The following is a 16,219-nucleotide window of genomic DNA, read 5'->3' as shown; positions in this document are numbered from 1 at the left end:
GGGCAATCCCACTACCGTCAGTTCGTATCCGTGTTCATGCAGGTAATGCGCCAAATCCGCTGCGGTGGTGTTAGTGTCATCCCCACCGATAGTGTGCAGCACATTTACCCCGTCTTCTACCAGGCGGTTGGCTGCGACCTCTAGCGGGTTAGCGCCCTCTTTAACTAGGCCACGCTTTACTAGATCCTCAGTGTTAGTGAGCTTTACCCGGGAGTTACCAATCGGGGATCCCCCATATTGATGCAATAGACCAGCATTTTTACGTGCTTCTTCGTCTACCACAATGAAGTTCTTAGACAGCAGCCCGTGATAGCCATACTTGTAAGCAATAATTTCAATTTCCGGAGCCAGCTCAGTATAACGTTCGATCAACCCACCAACCGCTGATGAGAGACAGGGCGCGAATCCGCCCGCAGTTAGCAGTGCCACACGTTTAATCGTCATATTTCCTCCAAAAGAGTTGCTTGGCCATTATCGGCTCTGTCAGCTAATAGTCTAGTCGATAAGGCGCACCCGGCTCTAGGACGCGAAGAGCTTCGCGCATTTGAGCAAGAAAAGAGGCGGGGAGCGCGCCAGACTAGGCGACACCCGTAAACCGCTAGTAGTCCTCTAACTGGAGATGAAGCTAACTACGCTTAGTTAAAACTGCTGCTTTTGAGCGCCGAAACTGTTTACTGATCCGCGGCGGGAGCAGAATCGGTTTTATCCTCATCTGAACTACCGTCATCTTCCGGTGGCTCTGGCACCTCGGTTTGTGGAGCCTGCCGCCCCCCAGGAGCTTGCACTTTCGGCTCGGCAGCCACAGCGTCCTCGTCATCTTTCTTAGAGGCGAGTGCCTTTTTCACGTCAGCAGCATACAGATCCACGTATTCTTGCCCCGACAGGCTCATCAAGGAATACATAATCTCGTCAGTGATTGCCCGCAACACGTAACGGTCATCTTCCATACCCTGATAGCGAGAAAAGTCCAGAGGATCACCGATAACTACCCCGATGCGATGTAAACGCGGAATCCGGGTACCGATCGGCTGAGCAATATTGGTTCCAATCATGGCCACGGGAATCACCGGTGCACCCGAACGTAACGACAGCCGCGCCACCCCGGTTTTACCGCGATAAAGACGACCATCAGGACTGCGGGTACCCTCCGGATAGATCCCAAACAGTTCCCCGGATTGCAAACGCGCTAATCCTTTTTGCAGGGCGGCCTGGGACTTCTTTCCCCCGGAACGATCAATCGGGATCGTGCCTACCTGGGTCATAAACCACTTAACGAAAGCGCCTTTTAGGCCTTTACCGGTGAAATAATCGGCTTTCCCCACGAAAACTACTTCCCGGTCAATCATTAACGGCAAAAAGAAAGAATCAATCACCGCTAGATGATTCGAGGCCAGAATCGCCGGCCCGGTACCAGGAATCTTCTCGGCTCCTTTAATCCAGGGTCGGTAAAGAACCTTTAGAATCGGCCCCAAGAATATTTTCAACATCCGGTAAAACACGTAAGCTTCCTTCCCGCCCGGGTTAGCTGACCGATCTAAAAAGACCGGCTAGAATGTCGACTATGAAACTCCCCAAGAAGTGGGGGGCGCATCGCCGCCGCAACCCAAGCCAACGTCGCGTAGATGATGAATTTTTGGATATTACATCTAGGCTAAATGATACCGGTATTTTTGCCCCTGGACCGCGAGATTACGAATTGGCACAGCCAAATGATCAGTTTCACCCCCCGAAGCTGCCTGCTAGCCCCCACCTACGTGGCGGGGTTCGCCTCTTAGTGATCACCGTCATAGTGTTGATAGCCTGGGTAGCTACCTATATCGCGGGAGTTGACCTACCAGGATGGCTCCACGCTCTCGGATTCTTGGATTTAGCCTTATTTTGCGGCCTGCTAATATATCTGCTTCCTCGAGGACGCAGCGCTTTAACCAACAAATGGGATGACGATGATGGGGCGAGGGTGTGAACCCCCAATTCCTCGCTCCTCCCTCCCAGGCGCTACGCAGACACCTCGACACCTTGGTTCCTACAAGCGGAGAAATTGCCCCGCAAGGAGAGTTTTCCCAATTAGGGCCCCCTTTATCGGATTGCTGTTTTCTTGTGGTTGACCTAGAAACCACCGGCATGGGGGCGGGAGCTGAAATCACCGAAATAGCTGCAGCGCGTTACTATCAGCGTCAGCTGTGCGGAACTTTTCGTTCGCTAGTGCAAACCCGCCGTCCGATTCCTCCAAAAATCGTGGCGCTGACCGGGATCACCAACTCAATGGTGCTTAGCGCAGACCCTCTAGAAGAGGTTTTTTCGCGTTTCCTGGCATTTTGGAGGGAAGATCACCCCAACTGTCCCCCAGTAAACGCCCTAGTAGCTCATAACGCGAGTTTTGATACCGGGTTCTTACGCCGCGCTGCTGAACAGTTAGACAATCCCCTACCAGACGCCCTCACCGTCGACACCTTGGCTATTGCCCGACTGCTCCTGCCACGTCCCTTCGTCGCCAATCACCGCCTAGCTACCCTCGCCAGCTATTTTGGAGCCGATAAACCCACCCACCGTGCCCTAGATGATGTGCTCGCCACAGTGACCGTACTGCAAGGGCTACTAGATCTGGGACAGGGAGCGGGTTTAACCCACACCCAAGATTTTCGCCTATTACAAAAAGTTCCCCGGCAGATCCGGGCAAAACGGGTGCTGGGCGCCGACCTGCCTGCGCGTCCAGGAGTCTATATTTTTGAGGACGCTGACGGAAAACCACTCTATGTGGGCTCGGCTTCCAATCTGCGAACCCGAGTAGGCAGTTACACCACTCTAAGCGAAAAACGCCGGCAGATGCGGGAGATGCTTGCCGCCACTCGCCGGATTCAACATATTTGTTTTCCCCACGTCCTCTTGGCGCGCTTAAAAGAACTAGAGCTGATCGCCCATTACAACCCACCTTTTAACCGTGCCAGCACCCACCCGGATAAATACTGGTTACTGGAACTAACGGGCGATGAGTTTACGCGCCTGAAGCTTTCAAAACGGGTAGAGCGGAAAAACTCCTCCCGAACTATCGGACCTTTTCCTACTCGGAAAAGTGCGGAAACAGTCCGCCGGGTACTGGCTCAGAAATGGAATCTGCGCACCTGCACCCAGGAGATTTCGGCGGGTAATCCCGGAACTTCCTGCTATTTGGAACAATTGGGAACCTGTCGGGCTCCCTGCCAGCTACAAAACCAAGAAAACTATCGTCAACACTGCCAACAGATTGCCGCCAATAGAATTGATGCTGAGCAAAAAGCGGTAACTGGCTTGCTAGAAAAGGTTCAGGATCTGGCTGAGCGTCAAGAATACGAGCAAGCCGTGGTGATTCGTCAGCAGCTTTCCGCCCTCTTGCGGGTAGGAGCCGAACGAGAACTACTATTCCCGATACTGGCGGCGGAAAAGCTTATTGTTGCCCTGCCGGCGCCCCATCACGGCTGGGTATACCTCGCCCTCGCCTACGGAAAAATAGTAGGAACCGCGTTTACCTGTGCTAATGCTCCAAAAATTGCGATAGAGAAAACTATCGCGACTTTGGCGGAAGTTTTCCCGGTTACTGCCCCGCGCTTCCTCGCCCAGGGGATGCTATGGGAACAGCTGCATATTTTAGCGCAGCAGCTTTACCAACCCGGAACCCGGATTGTACAAATATCGGATTCCACGGAACTGGTATGCCCGGTGTCAGGAATGCTAGCCCGCAGCCAGCTGCGACAAAAACTAGCGCAAGCCCAACAACCATTTTCTTTCCGGCGCTGAGGCTATCGCGGGGAACTAGTTACTATTAGCTGCCCCGGCTTTCCCGGTTTGCTTAACGCAGCGCCGCAGCGACAGCTTCTTGCAGCTTAAGTGGGGTCAGGGGGCGCTCGACTGAATTGGCGCCTGCCCAACCGACCAGCCATTCATCTTGTTGGCGAGCAGTCAAAACCAGGATAGGCGGAAGATCGTTTTCCTCCTCATGCAGGGTTTTCGCGACCGAAATACCAGAGATCTTGGTAGCTTCCCCGTCAAGGATTAGCAGATCATAGCGATTGTTATGCACTTTATCTCGGGTAATAGTAGCGGTAGCGGTCTCATCCCAAGTTATTTTGGGTAGATCCGCAGCCGGCTTGATTCCCACGGAATTGATTACTTGCCGCCGCACCTCACGGTCATCGCTATATAACAAAATCTGCAGATTCTTTTCCGCTTCCGCCATGTTCTTCTTCCTTAAGTAAACGCTTGCAAGTACTTTTGGCTCTCATTGTAACCGACTATGGCGCTCTTTGGATCCAAGAGTAGGGCTGGGGATGGATTCGGGTAAATTCCCTAGGAGTGCGGCCATGAAAGACGTTGTTAAGCTTCCAGCTTATTTCTTAGGGCTGCAATTATAGGACTTAGCACCTAGACTAGGGGGAGACACCACTCAGCCGGAGGGAGGCTGGGCGGACTCGCAAACTACAAAGGAGATCCATTTATATGGAGAAGTACACGCTTCCAGAACTGCCCTACGACTACGCTGCTTTAGAACCGCACATTTCTGGCAAAATCATGGAACTACACCATGACAAGCACCACAACACCTATGTAAACGGGGCAAATGCCGCCCTAGAAAAACTTGCGGCTGCCCGTGAAGCCGGCGATCTGGCAGCAGTCAACCAGTTCTCGAAAGATTTAGCTTTCAACCTGGGTGGGCACACCAACCACTCGGTTTTCTGGACCAATATGGGACCGGATTGCGGCGGGGAACCCGAAGGCGAACTAGCTGCAGCGATCACCGAGAACTTCGGTTCCTTTGAGGCTTTCAAGAAGCATTTCTCGGCAGCCGCCACCGGTCTACAAGGTTCCGGCTGGGCAGTTTTGGCTTGGGATTCTATTTCTTCTCGCCTTATCATTTTCCAGCTCTTCGATCAGCAAGGAAACGTACCTGTCGGGGTAACTCCGCTGCTGATGTTAGATATGTGGGAACACGCTTTCTACCTGGACTACCAGAATGTGAAAGCCGACTATGTAAAGGCTTGGTGGAACGTAGTTAACTGGGAAAACGTTGCTGCTCGTTTCGAAAACGCTGAAAAGAACTTTAAATCCCTAATCAACCTGGCCTAACAGCTAACGCGGGGGAGCGATTTCCCCTCCCGCCCAAAAATTCGGGGAGCGCACGAGCGCTTCCCGAATTTTTATGCCCACCGCACCTACTCGGGCAACCCGCTCCCCCACGTACCTATGAGTTCCCGGTACAAATTAGGATCTACTTACCCGTAAGATAAAGCTAGGCTTTTTATATCTAAGAATCCGGCATCGCCATGGGAAAGGTCGCTGAGTTGGTTTATGAAATCGTAAGCGTAATCGCTAACCTAGCGGGCGCCATTTTCGCGGGAATTCAATTCGCTCGTTTCATTAAGACTTCCACCAGTAAAGCAAGAAAAAATCAGGATCCAGTTTTAGCTTTTTCTACCGGCCTCCTAGCTTTCGCAATCCCCTTTTTCAGCCCCATAGCCCACAATCTAGGGGCATCTACGTCTCTTTTCATCGCGCTTACGGCAACTAGCACTCTAATATCCGCTCGTTGCCTTAAATAACCGACACCCACCTCTAGAACCCAACTAGGATCCCGGGAAGTGCAGGGAGAAGTTTTATCCGAGTAGGCTAGGCGGGCGTAAATCTAAAAAGGTAACGCCTTTTTAGATTTTGGGCAGGAGGAAAAACTTTTCTCCCGCGCACTAAGACGATTTCAGATTAGGGTCGCGGCCGGTAAAAGATACGAGAGGGACACGCAATCCGCCACTACCTTTTTTAGTCGGAAACAGAGCTTTTTAGCCTCCGGTATCAACTTCCTATCCTCGCTGAAGCGAGGAAAGCGGGGCCCCGGAGTGTTTTTACCGAGCCAGACCCGGATTTTGCAATCGGATTTAACCTGTCACCCGAGGCGGGTGCTGTTTTGCTTGGCACCAATGTCGTAAATAGCGATGCGCGCCGGATGCGCTTTTGCCCCTTGGCGCTCACCCTCGGCAGGCTCTAACATCACCATGCGCGAGCCGACCGGAACCCCCAGGAACTGCGGGGTAGTCTGCACAGTGGAGGGAGTAGAAACCATTTTGCCGCTGGGCCACGAACTGGACACCTTTGACCATTTACCTTGCTCGAAGGTGGCGGCAGTCAAATGCACCCCGGGGAAATCATCTGGCTCCAGATTCGATCCTTTGCCTTGATACAGCATTATTACCTGTTTCGTTTTCGGGGCAGGCAGCGCAGGATCGATAGTTACCTGCGGCTGGGTACCAGGGGATCCGCTAATCTTTAACCCTTTAGGTAATTTGTCAAAAGATTTATCTATTTTCTTGACCTGTTTTAGCGCCGAAACATTACTTAAATCCATGGCACTAATCAAGTCGATCACAAACACCATAGTGGAGTTGGGGGGAATACGTTTCGCGGCTTCACCTTGGAATCCCAGTCGCGGGGGAACTGTGATCTGTATCCGGGAACCGAGCTTCTTGCCGATTAAAGCCTGTTTCCAGCCAGGGATAACCTCACTCATCGCGTATCCTTGGGCGGAGTCACCGACTCGGAAGGTACTCATCACGGTCTTGCCGTCCCACAGGTTACCTAAAGTATCCATGAGTACTTGGTCTTTAGCGGTGACGCTCCGCCCCTCTCCCTCGTATAGTACCCGTACCTGTAAACTGGCTGGTGCTTTCCCCGAACCGGCTTCCATCTGGGGAGCTTGTCCTAACTCCCCCGTTACGGCTGGGAATTTCCCTTTTACCTGGGGAGCCGAGGCGTCGGAAGCGGTAGCTGAGCATCCAGAAAGTAGGGATAGCCCTAAGACAGCGACCAACGCCAGGACTATTATCCGAGCTAACCGCATCCGCATCGGTATGGAGGAAACGCTACTATCGTGCATGGCTCACCTATCCAGTTTTTAGAGGGTGCCCACGATATCCATTACAAACGCTACCGCCTGGCCGTTTTGCATCGAACTTAAAGCTAGACGGGAGCCGACGTTTTTACCAGTTAATTCCTTGTCCAGACCTAACTCTGCCAGAGTTTTTTCGCCCTGCAGCGGCATCGGGGTTTTGCTATCCCAGGTGGATACAGTCTTTCCTTGCTGGTCTAACCAACTTTGATGCACAATTACCACGTCATCGGCTTTTAGCGGGGTTCCGGTTCCGGTAGCAAGCACGCTCACGGCACGGTCTTTGGCGAGCTGATCAGCGTTAACTTTCAATGCTGGTTTCTTCCCCAATTTCCCGTTAACTTCTAGGCCGGTGAGATTCTTTCCGGTCGGTTTGGCGTGCTCCAGCTGCTCTTCGCCTTTCTTCATCTGAGAGGCAGAGAAACATTTCAGAGTATCCACCACGAATACCAGGGTAGATCCAGCGGGAATATCGCCAGTTGCCTGATCCCCGTAACCCAATTCAGGAGGAATCACCAGTAGGGTACGCGATCCCGGTTTGGCTTCTTTAAGTCCCTGTCCCCAGCCGGGAACTACCTGTTTTAACGAGAAAACAGCAGGATTTCCCCGGTCGAAACTGGAATCAAATTTCTTCCCGTCCCACAACTGGCCGTGATAGTTAACCTTCAGCACTGCGTCTGCCCCGCAGGCCTCGCCCTCACCAGCTTTAACGGTGCCAACTTTCAAATCTTTAGGCGCGGTTCCCTCTCCCGCACTAACGGTGGGGGCTTTCCCGTATTCGCCCTCAACTTTTACTCCGAAATCTGAGAAGGAACCGTCGCTACTACAGGCGGTGAGACCCGCACCTAATAACCCACCTAACAGGGCGATAGCAGCAACAGAAGAAGAAAGTCTACGTTTCACAGCCTGATCCTAACTGTTTTTAGTGGAACGATTGGCCGCAGGCGCAAGAACCTACCGCGTTCGGATTATCAATCGTGAAGCCTTGGCGTTCAATCGTGTCGGAAAAATCAATCGAGGCTCCCTCCAGGTAGGGATTGGACATTTTATCTACCACTACCTCTACCCCGGGAGCGAACTCGACCACTGCGTCGCCGTCTAGGAGACGTTCATCGAAATAAAGCTGATAGATCAGTCCCGAGCATCCTCCCGGCTGCACCGCTATCCTCAGACGCAAGTCATCGCGGCCTTCCTGGTCTAGCAGTGATTTCACTTTTTCAGTGGCGGCATCGGTCAAAGTTACTTTGTGGGTAGCTGTCTGTTCAGCCTGTTGTTCACTCATATCTGTTCCTCAAAATTTCCTAGATGAACTAAGTTAGTCCTTAGCCTAGTCCAAGGTAGCCCTAGTGGCTATTGCGACCAGGTACGCGCTAAGCGAAGTCCGGCCGCCTCCATACCGGCAATATCGGTAGGGAATTGGTAGACACCATCTATTCCCCGCTCCGCAACCTCGCCTCTACTAAGATTATTTTCACTGGTAACCACCACTATCGGCACCCCGAAACGGTTAGCGAGATCGCATAAATGTTCCAACGGGGAGGAGGAAAGATTCCAGGGGGATAGCTCTTCAGTATTCGCCACTAGCAAATCTGTGGTTTCTAATACTTGCGGCAGCCTGGTTTGTTCATCCAGGAAGTCTGCTGCAAAGTCCAGACGGGCGCCCAGCCTACCTAATAATTCCCCCAATCCCCAAGCGCATCCTCCTGCGGGCAGAGTCCCTATTTGGGTACCCGGGGCAGATTTAATGCCCGATAAATCAGTGATTCCAAGGTAACGACGGCGACCGTATTTTTCGGCTTCTTTAAGCACGCCCTCCCAGTTTTCTTTAGTTTGTTGCGCGATCTTCGGGCTAATTTTGGCGATCTGAGCTAGCACCCCGGAAGCTGATAGTAACGGTTTCTGGCTGCCGGTGACTACTAGCGTCCCGGCCAGGTCACGCCCTAAAGATTCCCAAACCTGTGGACCCATTTGCCCCGCGCCGTAAGCGGCCGCCACTCCCGCTAAGAATTGGCGAGGAAACTCCGGTAAAACCTCTAGATCCCGGGTAGGCAGCGCCCCCGGTGGCGAATATTCACTTTGCAGGTTTTGTGTCCCGCCGACAGCTGGCAGATAGAGGCCTTTACCCGCTTTAAGCAGCTCCGGTAGACGCTTTCCTGCCTTAACCGGATCGCTGGTTGCCGAGAATAAATCCTCTAGCGGATAGCTAGCGGCCACTTCCGGATACGCCCACGAATAGGGGACAACCTGCAGCTGGTCGCGGCTTTGATGCTTTAACCATCCGGTCTTAAAGGCTTGCCCCCCTTCGCGGGCGCTGGTCGGCGGCGTGCTGGCTGTTGCCAGAAGTATCTGCACTTAAATCTTTCCGCCTAAACGAGCCAGGAACAGCGCCTCGGCGGTAATAGCATTTTTCAGGTCGCCTAAATCCTGGGATTCATTTTCTGAATGCGCGTTAGTGGCGGGGTCTTCCACCCCGGTGATTAAGATGTCGGCCTGCGGGAAAACCTGTGCCAGGTCAGCGGTCATCGGGATCGCTCCCCCGCACCCAATATCTACCGCGTCCTTATCCCAAGCGGCAGATAGAGCCCATTTCATATCTTTTTCGGCCACCGATGATTGGGCTTGATAAGACGGACCGCATTCAAGAATCTCGGTTTCTACTTCCGCTCCGAAGGGGACATTTTCTTTCAGAAATCTGCTTAATGCTTGGGCGCATTCGGCGCTATCGGTTCCCGGAGCAGTGCGTAAGGAAAGCCGCAAACAGGTTTCCGGCACCAGAGCATTAGCGCTTTCGGCGCGGGAACGCTGATCCCAACCGATAACGCAAAGTGCCGGTTGGTTCCAAAGACGCGCGGCCACATCCCCCTTTCCAGCCAGCTTATAGCTATCTACTACCCCGGCATCCGCTTTGAAAAGATCTTCCGGATAATGAACATCAGCACTGGTAGAGCCGCCTAGCCCGGGTACTGCCAAACTGCCGTCTAGATTAAAGCATTTCGCGAGTAAAAGGCTGGCAACCGTGACTGCATCTAACACCGGGCCTCCAAAAGCTCCCGAATGGAGGGCAGTTTCCATTACTTTAACTTTCACATCCATACTGGCAACTCCGCGCAATGTTGCGGTCAGAGCCGGTTCCCCCACCCGCCAGTTATCGGAGTCGCAAACAATAATGGCGTCAGCAGCTAAGTCTTCCCGATATTTTTCAATAAAATTCCGGAACGAGGGCGAGCCGATTTCTTCCTCGCCCTCAATAAAGCAAGTTACGTTAACCGGGCAGTTATCCGCCAAAGCTAGGAGCGTGCCGTAATGCACCATGACTCCCGCCCCATCATCTGAGGTACCGCGCCCATACAGGCGACCATTCTTTTCGGTAGCCACAAAGGGCTCGGTATTCCAGCGCTCGACCGGGCCGGCCGGTTGTACATCATGGTGAGCATAAAGCAAGACTGTTTTAGCTTGCGGATCTACTATTTTGCGGGCAATAACTGCCGGCATTCCTTCCTCGCCAGTGGGGGTGGGCGCGGTTTTTACTTCCGTTTCCATCCCCAGGTTTGAAAATAACTGCGCCAGGTGACCGGCAGATTTTTCTACTTCCGCGCAGGATGTAGAAGAAACTGACGGAATCGCTACCAGTTTGCTTAGCTCGTTTTTAACTTCATCAAAAATACGGTTAGTAGCCGCTTTATATTCCGAAATATCACTCATGCTTGCCAGGTTACCCCGATACGCCCGCCTTAGGGAAAGGATAGTCGCTACCGGCAAACTAGCCCCGTACGCTAGGACAGATTTCCCCTGCCCGTCCTCGGCCGATAACCTGGACAGGTGAAACTTTTTGGACGTAACAAAGATGAAGAGATTGAGGCTCCGCTCAATAAGGGAGAGGGCAAAGGCCGTCCTACCCCAAAACGTAAAGATGCGGAGGCAAAGAATCGCCGACCCCTGATTGTAGACAAGAAAGAAGCCCGCAAGCGTCGCCGCGAGCAGCGCGATAAGCTCTACAAGAAACAGCAGGCCGCCTTGGATGGCAAGGGAGATGAACGTTACCTTCCCTATAATGACCAAGGCCCGGTGCGCCGTTATATTCGCGATTTTGTAGATTCCCGTTTTGCTATCGGCGAGCTATTCATGCCGATAGTGCTAGCCTTCCTAATCCTTTCGATCGCGTTTTCTCGCAACCAACAGTTGAACGCGATTTTGCTCTTTTCGATGTGGGCCTTACTGCTATTGGCGATTATCGAAGCCGTGATCACCACCATGATTATTAATCGGGCACTCCTTGGGGTTACCGAGGGGGATAAACGGGTAAAGAAAGGAAACGGGCGTTATATTCTGATGCGCCTGGCAAGTCCGCGCAGAATGCGCCGGCCGCGCCCTTCTGGCCCGCGCGGTCCGCGTCCCGATATTAGTGAATACGCTGGTGATATTCGCGCCTATATGCGTTCTCGTATCTAACGGGTTTTCCGCAGCGGCAGCGCGGGAAGCTCTCCAGAAAGCTGTTTATTAAGCTTGCCAGCAAAGGAGGGTCCTTGATAGATCATGGCGGTAAACGCCTCTAGTAAGTCAGCTCCCGCGTCCAGGAACTGACGGGCACTGGCCTCGTCCTCAATTCCACCGCACCCGATAATCAGGTAGTTATCTCCCAGTTCCTGGCGCAATAAACGCACCACTTCCAGGGCACGTTCTTTTAAGGGTGGGCCTGAGAGCCCGCCCTCCCCAAAGTCGTGATTGATAGTGGTGTTAGTGGCAATCACGCCCGCCAGTCCCACTTCTTTAACGATTTTCGCTAGTTCTTTTAACTGATCATCCCCTAAATCAGGAGCCAGCTTTACCAGCACCGGAACTTCTCTGCCAGCACTTTGCCGTCCCGCAGCAATTACAGCTTGCCCGATCTGCCGTAGCTGCTCGCTGGCCTGCAGGCTACGAAGCCCCGGCGTATTGGGAGAAGAAACGTTAATCACTAGATAGTCCGCATATTTTGCCAGTTGCCGCGCACTGAAACGGTAATCTTCGGCTGCATCAGTCAGATCGGTAGTCTTATTCTTCCCTAGATTTACCCCCAAAATGAGGGATCTACCTGCCGCGCTACTTCTGAGCTTCTGCAGGCGATGCGCCGTTTCCCGGGCGCCCTGATTATTGAAACCCATCCGGTTCCGCACTGCCCGCAGCGGTAATATCCTCCACAGGCGCGGCTTATCGTTTCCGGGTTGGGGACGCGGAGTTACTGTCCCTACCTCAACGAATGCGAATCCGAACGCTCCAAACTGCAGCGGAGCTAAGGCATCTTTGTCCATTCCCGCTGCTAGCCCCAAATATCCGGGAACGGGTCTGGCTAGGGATTTCAATCCCCGCTCATCGCCTACCCAACCGCCTTTCAAGGTTCCTACTGATCCGGAGAAAAATATCCTGATCAACCCGGTTAGACCGGGAACCCGAGAGATGAGATACAGGGCTTTCATTGTGGCGTTATGACATTTTTCGGCATCGAAGCGCGTAATCAAGTGTTTGTATAAAAATCGGTACAGCACGCTTTCAATTGTACTGAAAAGCTGACGCCTCTACTTTCGGGTAGCCGGGCTAGTTGCTTTCCCTTTGCTTACTTTGACGGTTTTGAGGACTAGTCCCACCACAGGCACCAGCCAGGATGAGCCCACCGTGGATCCGCGCTATAGAGTTCATCGGGAGCACAAGCTTTCCCTAAAGCTAGTTTTTTCTGGTAGGTTTGCCAGATTTTTCGCTTCTGCTGGCAAGCCGGCTCGCTCGCTCCTTCGGCTAAAGCTTCAACTACAAACATGGTGTCGACACTAACGCGCTCGTCCCAGCGAGAAGAGCCGATCATATATCCTGAAAGATAAACCCGCCCCGGATTGGCAATGCAGGCATTCAAGAAAGCTAGCAAAGTAGGGGCATCGTTTTGCCTATCGGCTAACGCGACTCGAGGAAGTGCTGATCGTAACTTACTTGCGCCCTCGGCATCTAAACCGTGAAAACGCTGGTAGTCTCCGATTCCCTGCCCGGTAGCTAAATAGTTTTTTAGGATTTCTGGAATCTTGGTTTCAGCTAACCAACCGAGTGGGCCGTAGAGGCCGGAGGGCAGATCGGGGTCGTCATCCAACATGTCTAGGAGAATCTTGTCACCGTCCTCTCCCAAGAATTCCGGGGTAGACAGGGCGAAAAAATCGGATCCTTTCAAGCGTTCCCCCAGAACCGTTTTTTCGGATTTTCGGGTCGGTGACGAGGTGGTGGTCATGGTTACTCCTTGCTAGTTGGTTACTGAAAACAACTTTGGCGCGAACCTTAATACGGATGTAAATAAGACATAACCAGACCAGGAAAACTTATCGGGCTGACAAAATGTGGAAATCTTTCTGACGGATTCAAGGCTCTAAACTAGTAGCGTGTTGATTCCGCTTGCAGATTTATCAGATCCTCGGATACGTGATTTTACCCAGTTGAAAGATGTGAACCTGCGCAAGAGTTTAGAGGCCAAACACGGCCTGTATTTAGCAGAAAGCTTCTCAGTGATTTCCCGGGCGCTTGCTGCCGGACATCGGCCTCGCTCGGTACTAATCGGTGAGCAGTGGTTGGATCGCTTGCAGGAGACCTTGGGAGATCGCGCTAGCGACATCCCTATTTTTGTGGCTGAAGATAAGCAGATAGTCCGCCTTACTGGCTTCAGTATGCATCGCGGTGCTATTGCCGCCATGGAGCGTCCTGCTCTACCGGAGCTGGGAACGGTATTGGAGGGGGCGCGAGCTGTGTTGATCTTGGAAAATCTGGTAGACCATACTAATGTCGGCGCCGCGATTCGCTCGGCCGCCGCGATGGGGTTTGACGCTATTTTGACCAGTCCTCATTGCGCTGACCCGCTCTATCGGAGAGCAGTGAGGGTTTCCATGGGAACTGTGTTTTCGCTACCTTGGACCCGGATTGATGAATGGCCCGATACTTCTGCCCTGAAACAACGCGGATTTACTATAGCGGGACTAGCGTTATCTGACCAGGCGATTTCCCTGCCCGATTTTTGCGCTTCCTTGCAGGGTGAGGTCGCGCAAGGACTGAAACCGAAAGTAGCGTTAGTACTGGGTACGGAGGGGCCGGGCATGAGCACGCCGGCGCTGAACCAGTGTGACCAGCTAGTGAAAATTCCGCTTAGTCATGGAGTAGATTCTTTGAATGTGGCCGCCGCGGGGGCGGTTGCTTGTTACGCAGTCAGCCAGGCATTAGCGGCAATACCTGATAGGGCTACTTCTCCCAGCAGCGTTAGCTAATTCGCTGCCTGCACATTCCGATGTCCGCGGGGAAGCCCACCGGGTAAACCGCCGGTCTATCAGCAAATATCTTTATCCCAATAGCCGGCGGGTATGCCATAAAAATCCGTATTTGTAGCACCAGTTTTGAAACGCCGCGGTGCTCAGAAAATGAATGGGGGCGCAGGTGAGCTAGCCTCACCTGCGCCCCCATGGGGACCAAACCCCAAGTGAAATGGTGTTTACTATCCTTCGCTGGCCTGCCCGGCCTCCGCGGTCTCTTTCACTTCCTTTTCTACAAAGTCAGCTTCGGTAAGACCCGGATGGGGGTGAAAGTTAGTTTCCGAGTAGTTTTCTCCTTTTTGAAAAGGCGGATCCATACGGCGTAGTGCCACCACGGATCCCACTAGGCCACCCCAGATAACCAAGATGGCGACCAGCATCATCAGTATTGCTTCCCCGGTCATAGCTAGTCTTCCTCCTTGTTCCAATCCACATTTTCTAAATCAAATGAAGGCGATATCTCGGCGCTCTTATGCCACTTCAAACGAGGCATTATCAGTGAGAACACCAAGAGAATCCCCAGCATTCCCCAACCGAAGGTATTAGTCCACCAGCGCGGATAATCACCATAACCGTGGGAAATCAGATCTATCAGATTAGGTACCAGCATAAAGACCAATAGCACCGGGATTACGAACCCGATGAGTCCCTCCCACCATTTACCGGCTTTCACCGCGGAGGTAACGTTCAGGTGAATCCGCAGGGTTCGCAGCGAAGGAGTAATTACCGTGACGATCACGCAGAGCGAGAGCGCCGCCCCCACCACTCCGATGGTGTTGATGTAGTTATCAACCGTATCCAAGGCAGCGAGCCCGGTGGTAGTTCCAAAGAAGAACACCGAAACCACCGCCAGGACAACCCCGATAATCAACGAGGCTCGTTTTGAAGTCCACCCAATCTTGTCTTGGAATGCCCCGGCTACCACCTGTACTAGGGAAACCATCGAGGTAATCCCGGCCAGCACTAGCGAGGCAAAGAAAAGTGCCCCAAAGATACCGCCTCCAGGCATTTCGTTGATGATTTGCGGGAAAGTAATAAAGGACAGCGATACTCCGGAAATATTTTCCAGTTTGTCTACTGAAGTTCCCTGTAGATGCGCCATATATCCCAAGGTGGCGAACACTCCAATCCCGGCCAGTACCTCAAAAGAGGAGTTAGCGAAACCGGCAACTAGACCGGTGCCGGTAAGGTTGGAGCGTTTCTTCAGGTAAGAGGCATAGGTCATCATAATCCCGAACCCTACTGACAGAGAGTAGAAAATTTGGGCAACTGCGGCAATCCACACTTTCCCATTCCACAGAGAGCTCCAATCGGGAGTAAAGAATTTATTCAAACCGTCGGTTGCCCCCGGTAAGGTTAGCGCTTTGATGACCATGGCTATAAACAGCACCACCAGTAGAGGAATACAGATTTTGGTGATCCATTCGATACCGCGGGAAACCCCAAGAGCTATCAGGATAATGGCGACCACCCAAACCAAAATCAAAGGCAAGGCAATGCCCCATACGGGAGTGATCGAAATAGAAGTGGTGTCTTGCGCCTGCAAAAACTTGTCTGAAAAGAATCCCGCCGGATCATTTCCCCAAGCGCGAGTAAAGGAAAACACGGTATAGCGCAGCGCCCAGGCAATAATAGCCGCATAGTAGACGACGATAAAGAAACATACACCGACTTGCCACCAACCTACTGCTTCGGTGCGCCGGTTAACCCGGGCTAGCGCCAGTGGCGGGGAACCGCGAAACTTATGTCCGATGGCGTAATCCAGCATTAACATCGGCAGCCCGATAGCCACTAGGGCGATCAGATAGGGAACTATGAACGCACCGCCGCCATTTTGATAGGCAACACCGGGGAAACGCCAAATATTTCCCAACCCGATCGCAGAACCAATCGCCGCAATCAGGAATCCGTATTGTGTCCCCCATGACTGTCGGCTGGTCTTATTAGACGCAGTAGGCTGCGAAACCTTTTCAGACATCTCAACTCCTTATAGATGGGACAAAAC

General features: G+C 52.6%; 17 protein-coding genes. 5 read left to right on the top strand and 12 right to left on the bottom strand.

From position 1 onward, the window contains the following. Together RDM26_RS03405 and RDM26_RS03400 are read right to left on the bottom strand one after the other, a co-directional pair. Positions 1–444, bottom strand: a 444-nt coding sequence (locus tag RDM26_RS03405) for a 6-phosphofructokinase (RefSeq protein ID WP_307737632.1), incomplete at its 3' end; no start/stop codon positions are given. A 227-nt stretch (positions 445–671) separates the two neighbouring features. Beyond that, on the bottom strand, positions 672–1,499 hold the full coding sequence (locus tag RDM26_RS03400; protein WP_307737631.1) for a 1-acyl-sn-glycerol-3-phosphate acyltransferase: 828 nt from the start codon (positions 1,497–1,499) through the stop codon (positions 672–674). 53 nt (positions 1,500–1,552) lie between these two features. On the opposite strand from RDM26_RS03400, the gene RDM26_RS03395 reads away from it, so the two are divergent. Together RDM26_RS03395 and RDM26_RS03390 are read left to right on the top strand one after the other, a co-directional pair. After that, positions 1,553–1,963 carry a hypothetical protein gene (locus RDM26_RS03395; protein WP_307737630.1) on the top strand — a complete coding sequence of 137 codons (411 nt, stop codon included), beginning with the start codon at positions 1,553–1,555 and terminating at the stop codon, positions 1,961–1,963. After that, the gene (locus RDM26_RS03390) at positions 1,960–3,771 is read left to right on the top strand and encodes a DEDD exonuclease domain-containing protein (protein ID WP_307737629.1); all 1,812 of its coding nucleotides are present in this window, start codon (positions 1,960–1,962) and stop codon (positions 3,769–3,771) included. The genes RDM26_RS03395 and RDM26_RS03390 overlap by 4 nt, the downstream gene beginning before the upstream one ends. Before the next feature lie 52 nt (positions 3,772–3,823). On the opposite strand, the gene RDM26_RS03385 is transcribed toward RDM26_RS03390, so the two are convergent. Next, positions 3,824–4,210, bottom strand: coding sequence for a response regulator (locus RDM26_RS03385; RefSeq protein ID WP_307737628.1), 387 nt, complete (start codon positions 4,208–4,210; stop codon positions 3,824–3,826). A gap of 260 nt (positions 4,211–4,470) precedes the next feature. On the opposite strand from RDM26_RS03385, the gene RDM26_RS03380 reads away from it, so the two are divergent. Beyond that, a complete protein-coding gene (locus RDM26_RS03380; RefSeq protein WP_307737627.1) occupies positions 4,471–5,097 on the top strand; it encodes a Fe-Mn family superoxide dismutase in 627 nt (208 codons plus the stop codon). An 811-nt stretch (positions 5,098–5,908) separates the two neighbouring features. Here the strand turns inward: RDM26_RS03380 and RDM26_RS03375 are convergent. The 5 genes from RDM26_RS03375 to RDM26_RS03355 all read right to left on the bottom strand — a co-directional run bounded on the left by RDM26_RS03375 (position 5,909) and on the right by RDM26_RS03355 (position 10,609). Continuing rightward, positions 5,909–6,895, bottom strand: a complete 987-nt coding sequence (locus RDM26_RS03375) for an FKBP-type peptidyl-prolyl cis-trans isomerase (protein ID WP_307737626.1) — start codon at positions 6,893–6,895, stop codon at positions 5,909–5,911. A gap of 18 nt (positions 6,896–6,913) precedes the next feature. Continuing rightward, on the bottom strand, positions 6,914–7,810 hold the full coding sequence (locus tag RDM26_RS03370; RefSeq protein ID WP_307737625.1) for an FKBP-type peptidyl-prolyl cis-trans isomerase: 897 nt from the start codon (positions 7,808–7,810) through the stop codon (positions 6,914–6,916). Positions 7,811–7,829: 19 nt separating this feature from the next. Further along, positions 7,830–8,189, bottom strand: coding sequence for an iron-sulfur cluster insertion protein ErpA (gene erpA / locus RDM26_RS03365; protein ID WP_307737624.1), 360 nt, complete (start codon positions 8,187–8,189; stop codon positions 7,830–7,832). Between the two features lie 68 nt (positions 8,190–8,257). Continuing rightward, entirely contained in the window at positions 8,258–9,259 is a 1,002-nt protein-coding gene (locus tag RDM26_RS03360; protein ID WP_307737623.1) for a hypothetical protein, read from the bottom strand. Beyond that, positions 9,260–10,609 (bottom strand): M20/M25/M40 family metallo-hydrolase, encoded by a 1,350-nt coding sequence (locus tag RDM26_RS03355; protein ID WP_307737622.1) that lies wholly within the window; start codon positions 10,607–10,609, stop codon positions 9,260–9,262. Positions 10,610–10,726: 117 nt separating this feature from the next. Here RDM26_RS03355 and RDM26_RS03350 point away from each other — a divergent pair, with 117 nt between their 5' ends. Beyond that, on the top strand, positions 10,727–11,356 hold the full coding sequence (locus RDM26_RS03350; protein WP_307737621.1) for a DUF3043 domain-containing protein: 630 nt from the start codon (positions 10,727–10,729) through the stop codon (positions 11,354–11,356). Here RDM26_RS03350 and RDM26_RS03345 read toward each other — a convergent pair. Both RDM26_RS03345 and RDM26_RS03340 read right to left on the bottom strand, forming a co-directional pair. Further along, a complete protein-coding gene (locus RDM26_RS03345) occupies positions 11,353–12,429 on the bottom strand; it encodes a quinone-dependent dihydroorotate dehydrogenase (RefSeq protein WP_307737620.1) in 1,077 nt (358 codons plus the stop codon). The genes RDM26_RS03350 and RDM26_RS03345 overlap by 4 nt on opposite strands. An 89-nt stretch (positions 12,430–12,518) precedes the next feature. Beyond that, on the bottom strand, positions 12,519–13,151 hold the full coding sequence (locus tag RDM26_RS03340; RefSeq protein WP_307737619.1) for a hypothetical protein: 633 nt from the start codon (positions 13,149–13,151) through the stop codon (positions 12,519–12,521). A gap of 148 nt (positions 13,152–13,299) precedes the next feature. Here RDM26_RS03340 and RDM26_RS03335 point away from each other — a divergent pair, with 148 nt between their 5' ends. Next, positions 13,300–14,172: a TrmH family RNA methyltransferase gene (locus RDM26_RS03335; RefSeq protein WP_307737618.1), complete on the top strand. Its 873-nt coding sequence runs from the start codon at positions 13,300–13,302 to the stop codon at positions 14,170–14,172. Positions 14,173–14,396: 224 nt separating this feature from the next. Here the strand turns inward: RDM26_RS03335 and RDM26_RS03330 are convergent, their stop codons facing one another. Together RDM26_RS03330 and RDM26_RS03325 are read right to left on the bottom strand one after the other, a co-directional pair. Then, on the bottom strand, positions 14,397–14,618 hold the full coding sequence (locus RDM26_RS03330) for a methionine/alanine import family NSS transporter small subunit (protein ID WP_307737617.1): 222 nt from the start codon (positions 14,616–14,618) through the stop codon (positions 14,397–14,399). Positions 14,619–14,620: 2 nt separating this feature from the next. Beyond that, positions 14,621–16,192, bottom strand: a complete 1,572-nt coding sequence (locus RDM26_RS03325; protein WP_307737616.1) for a sodium-dependent transporter — start codon at positions 16,190–16,192, stop codon at positions 14,621–14,623. Positions 16,193–16,219: the final 27 nt, after the last annotated feature.

The sequence above is a fragment of the uncultured Varibaculum sp. genome, assembly GCF_902489465.1.
GTDB lineage: Bacteria > Actinomycetota > Actinomycetes > Actinomycetales > Actinomycetaceae > Varibaculum.
The sequence above is the reverse complement of the archived record's forward strand: the minus strand, read 5'-3'. Positions and strand labels throughout refer to the sequence as shown.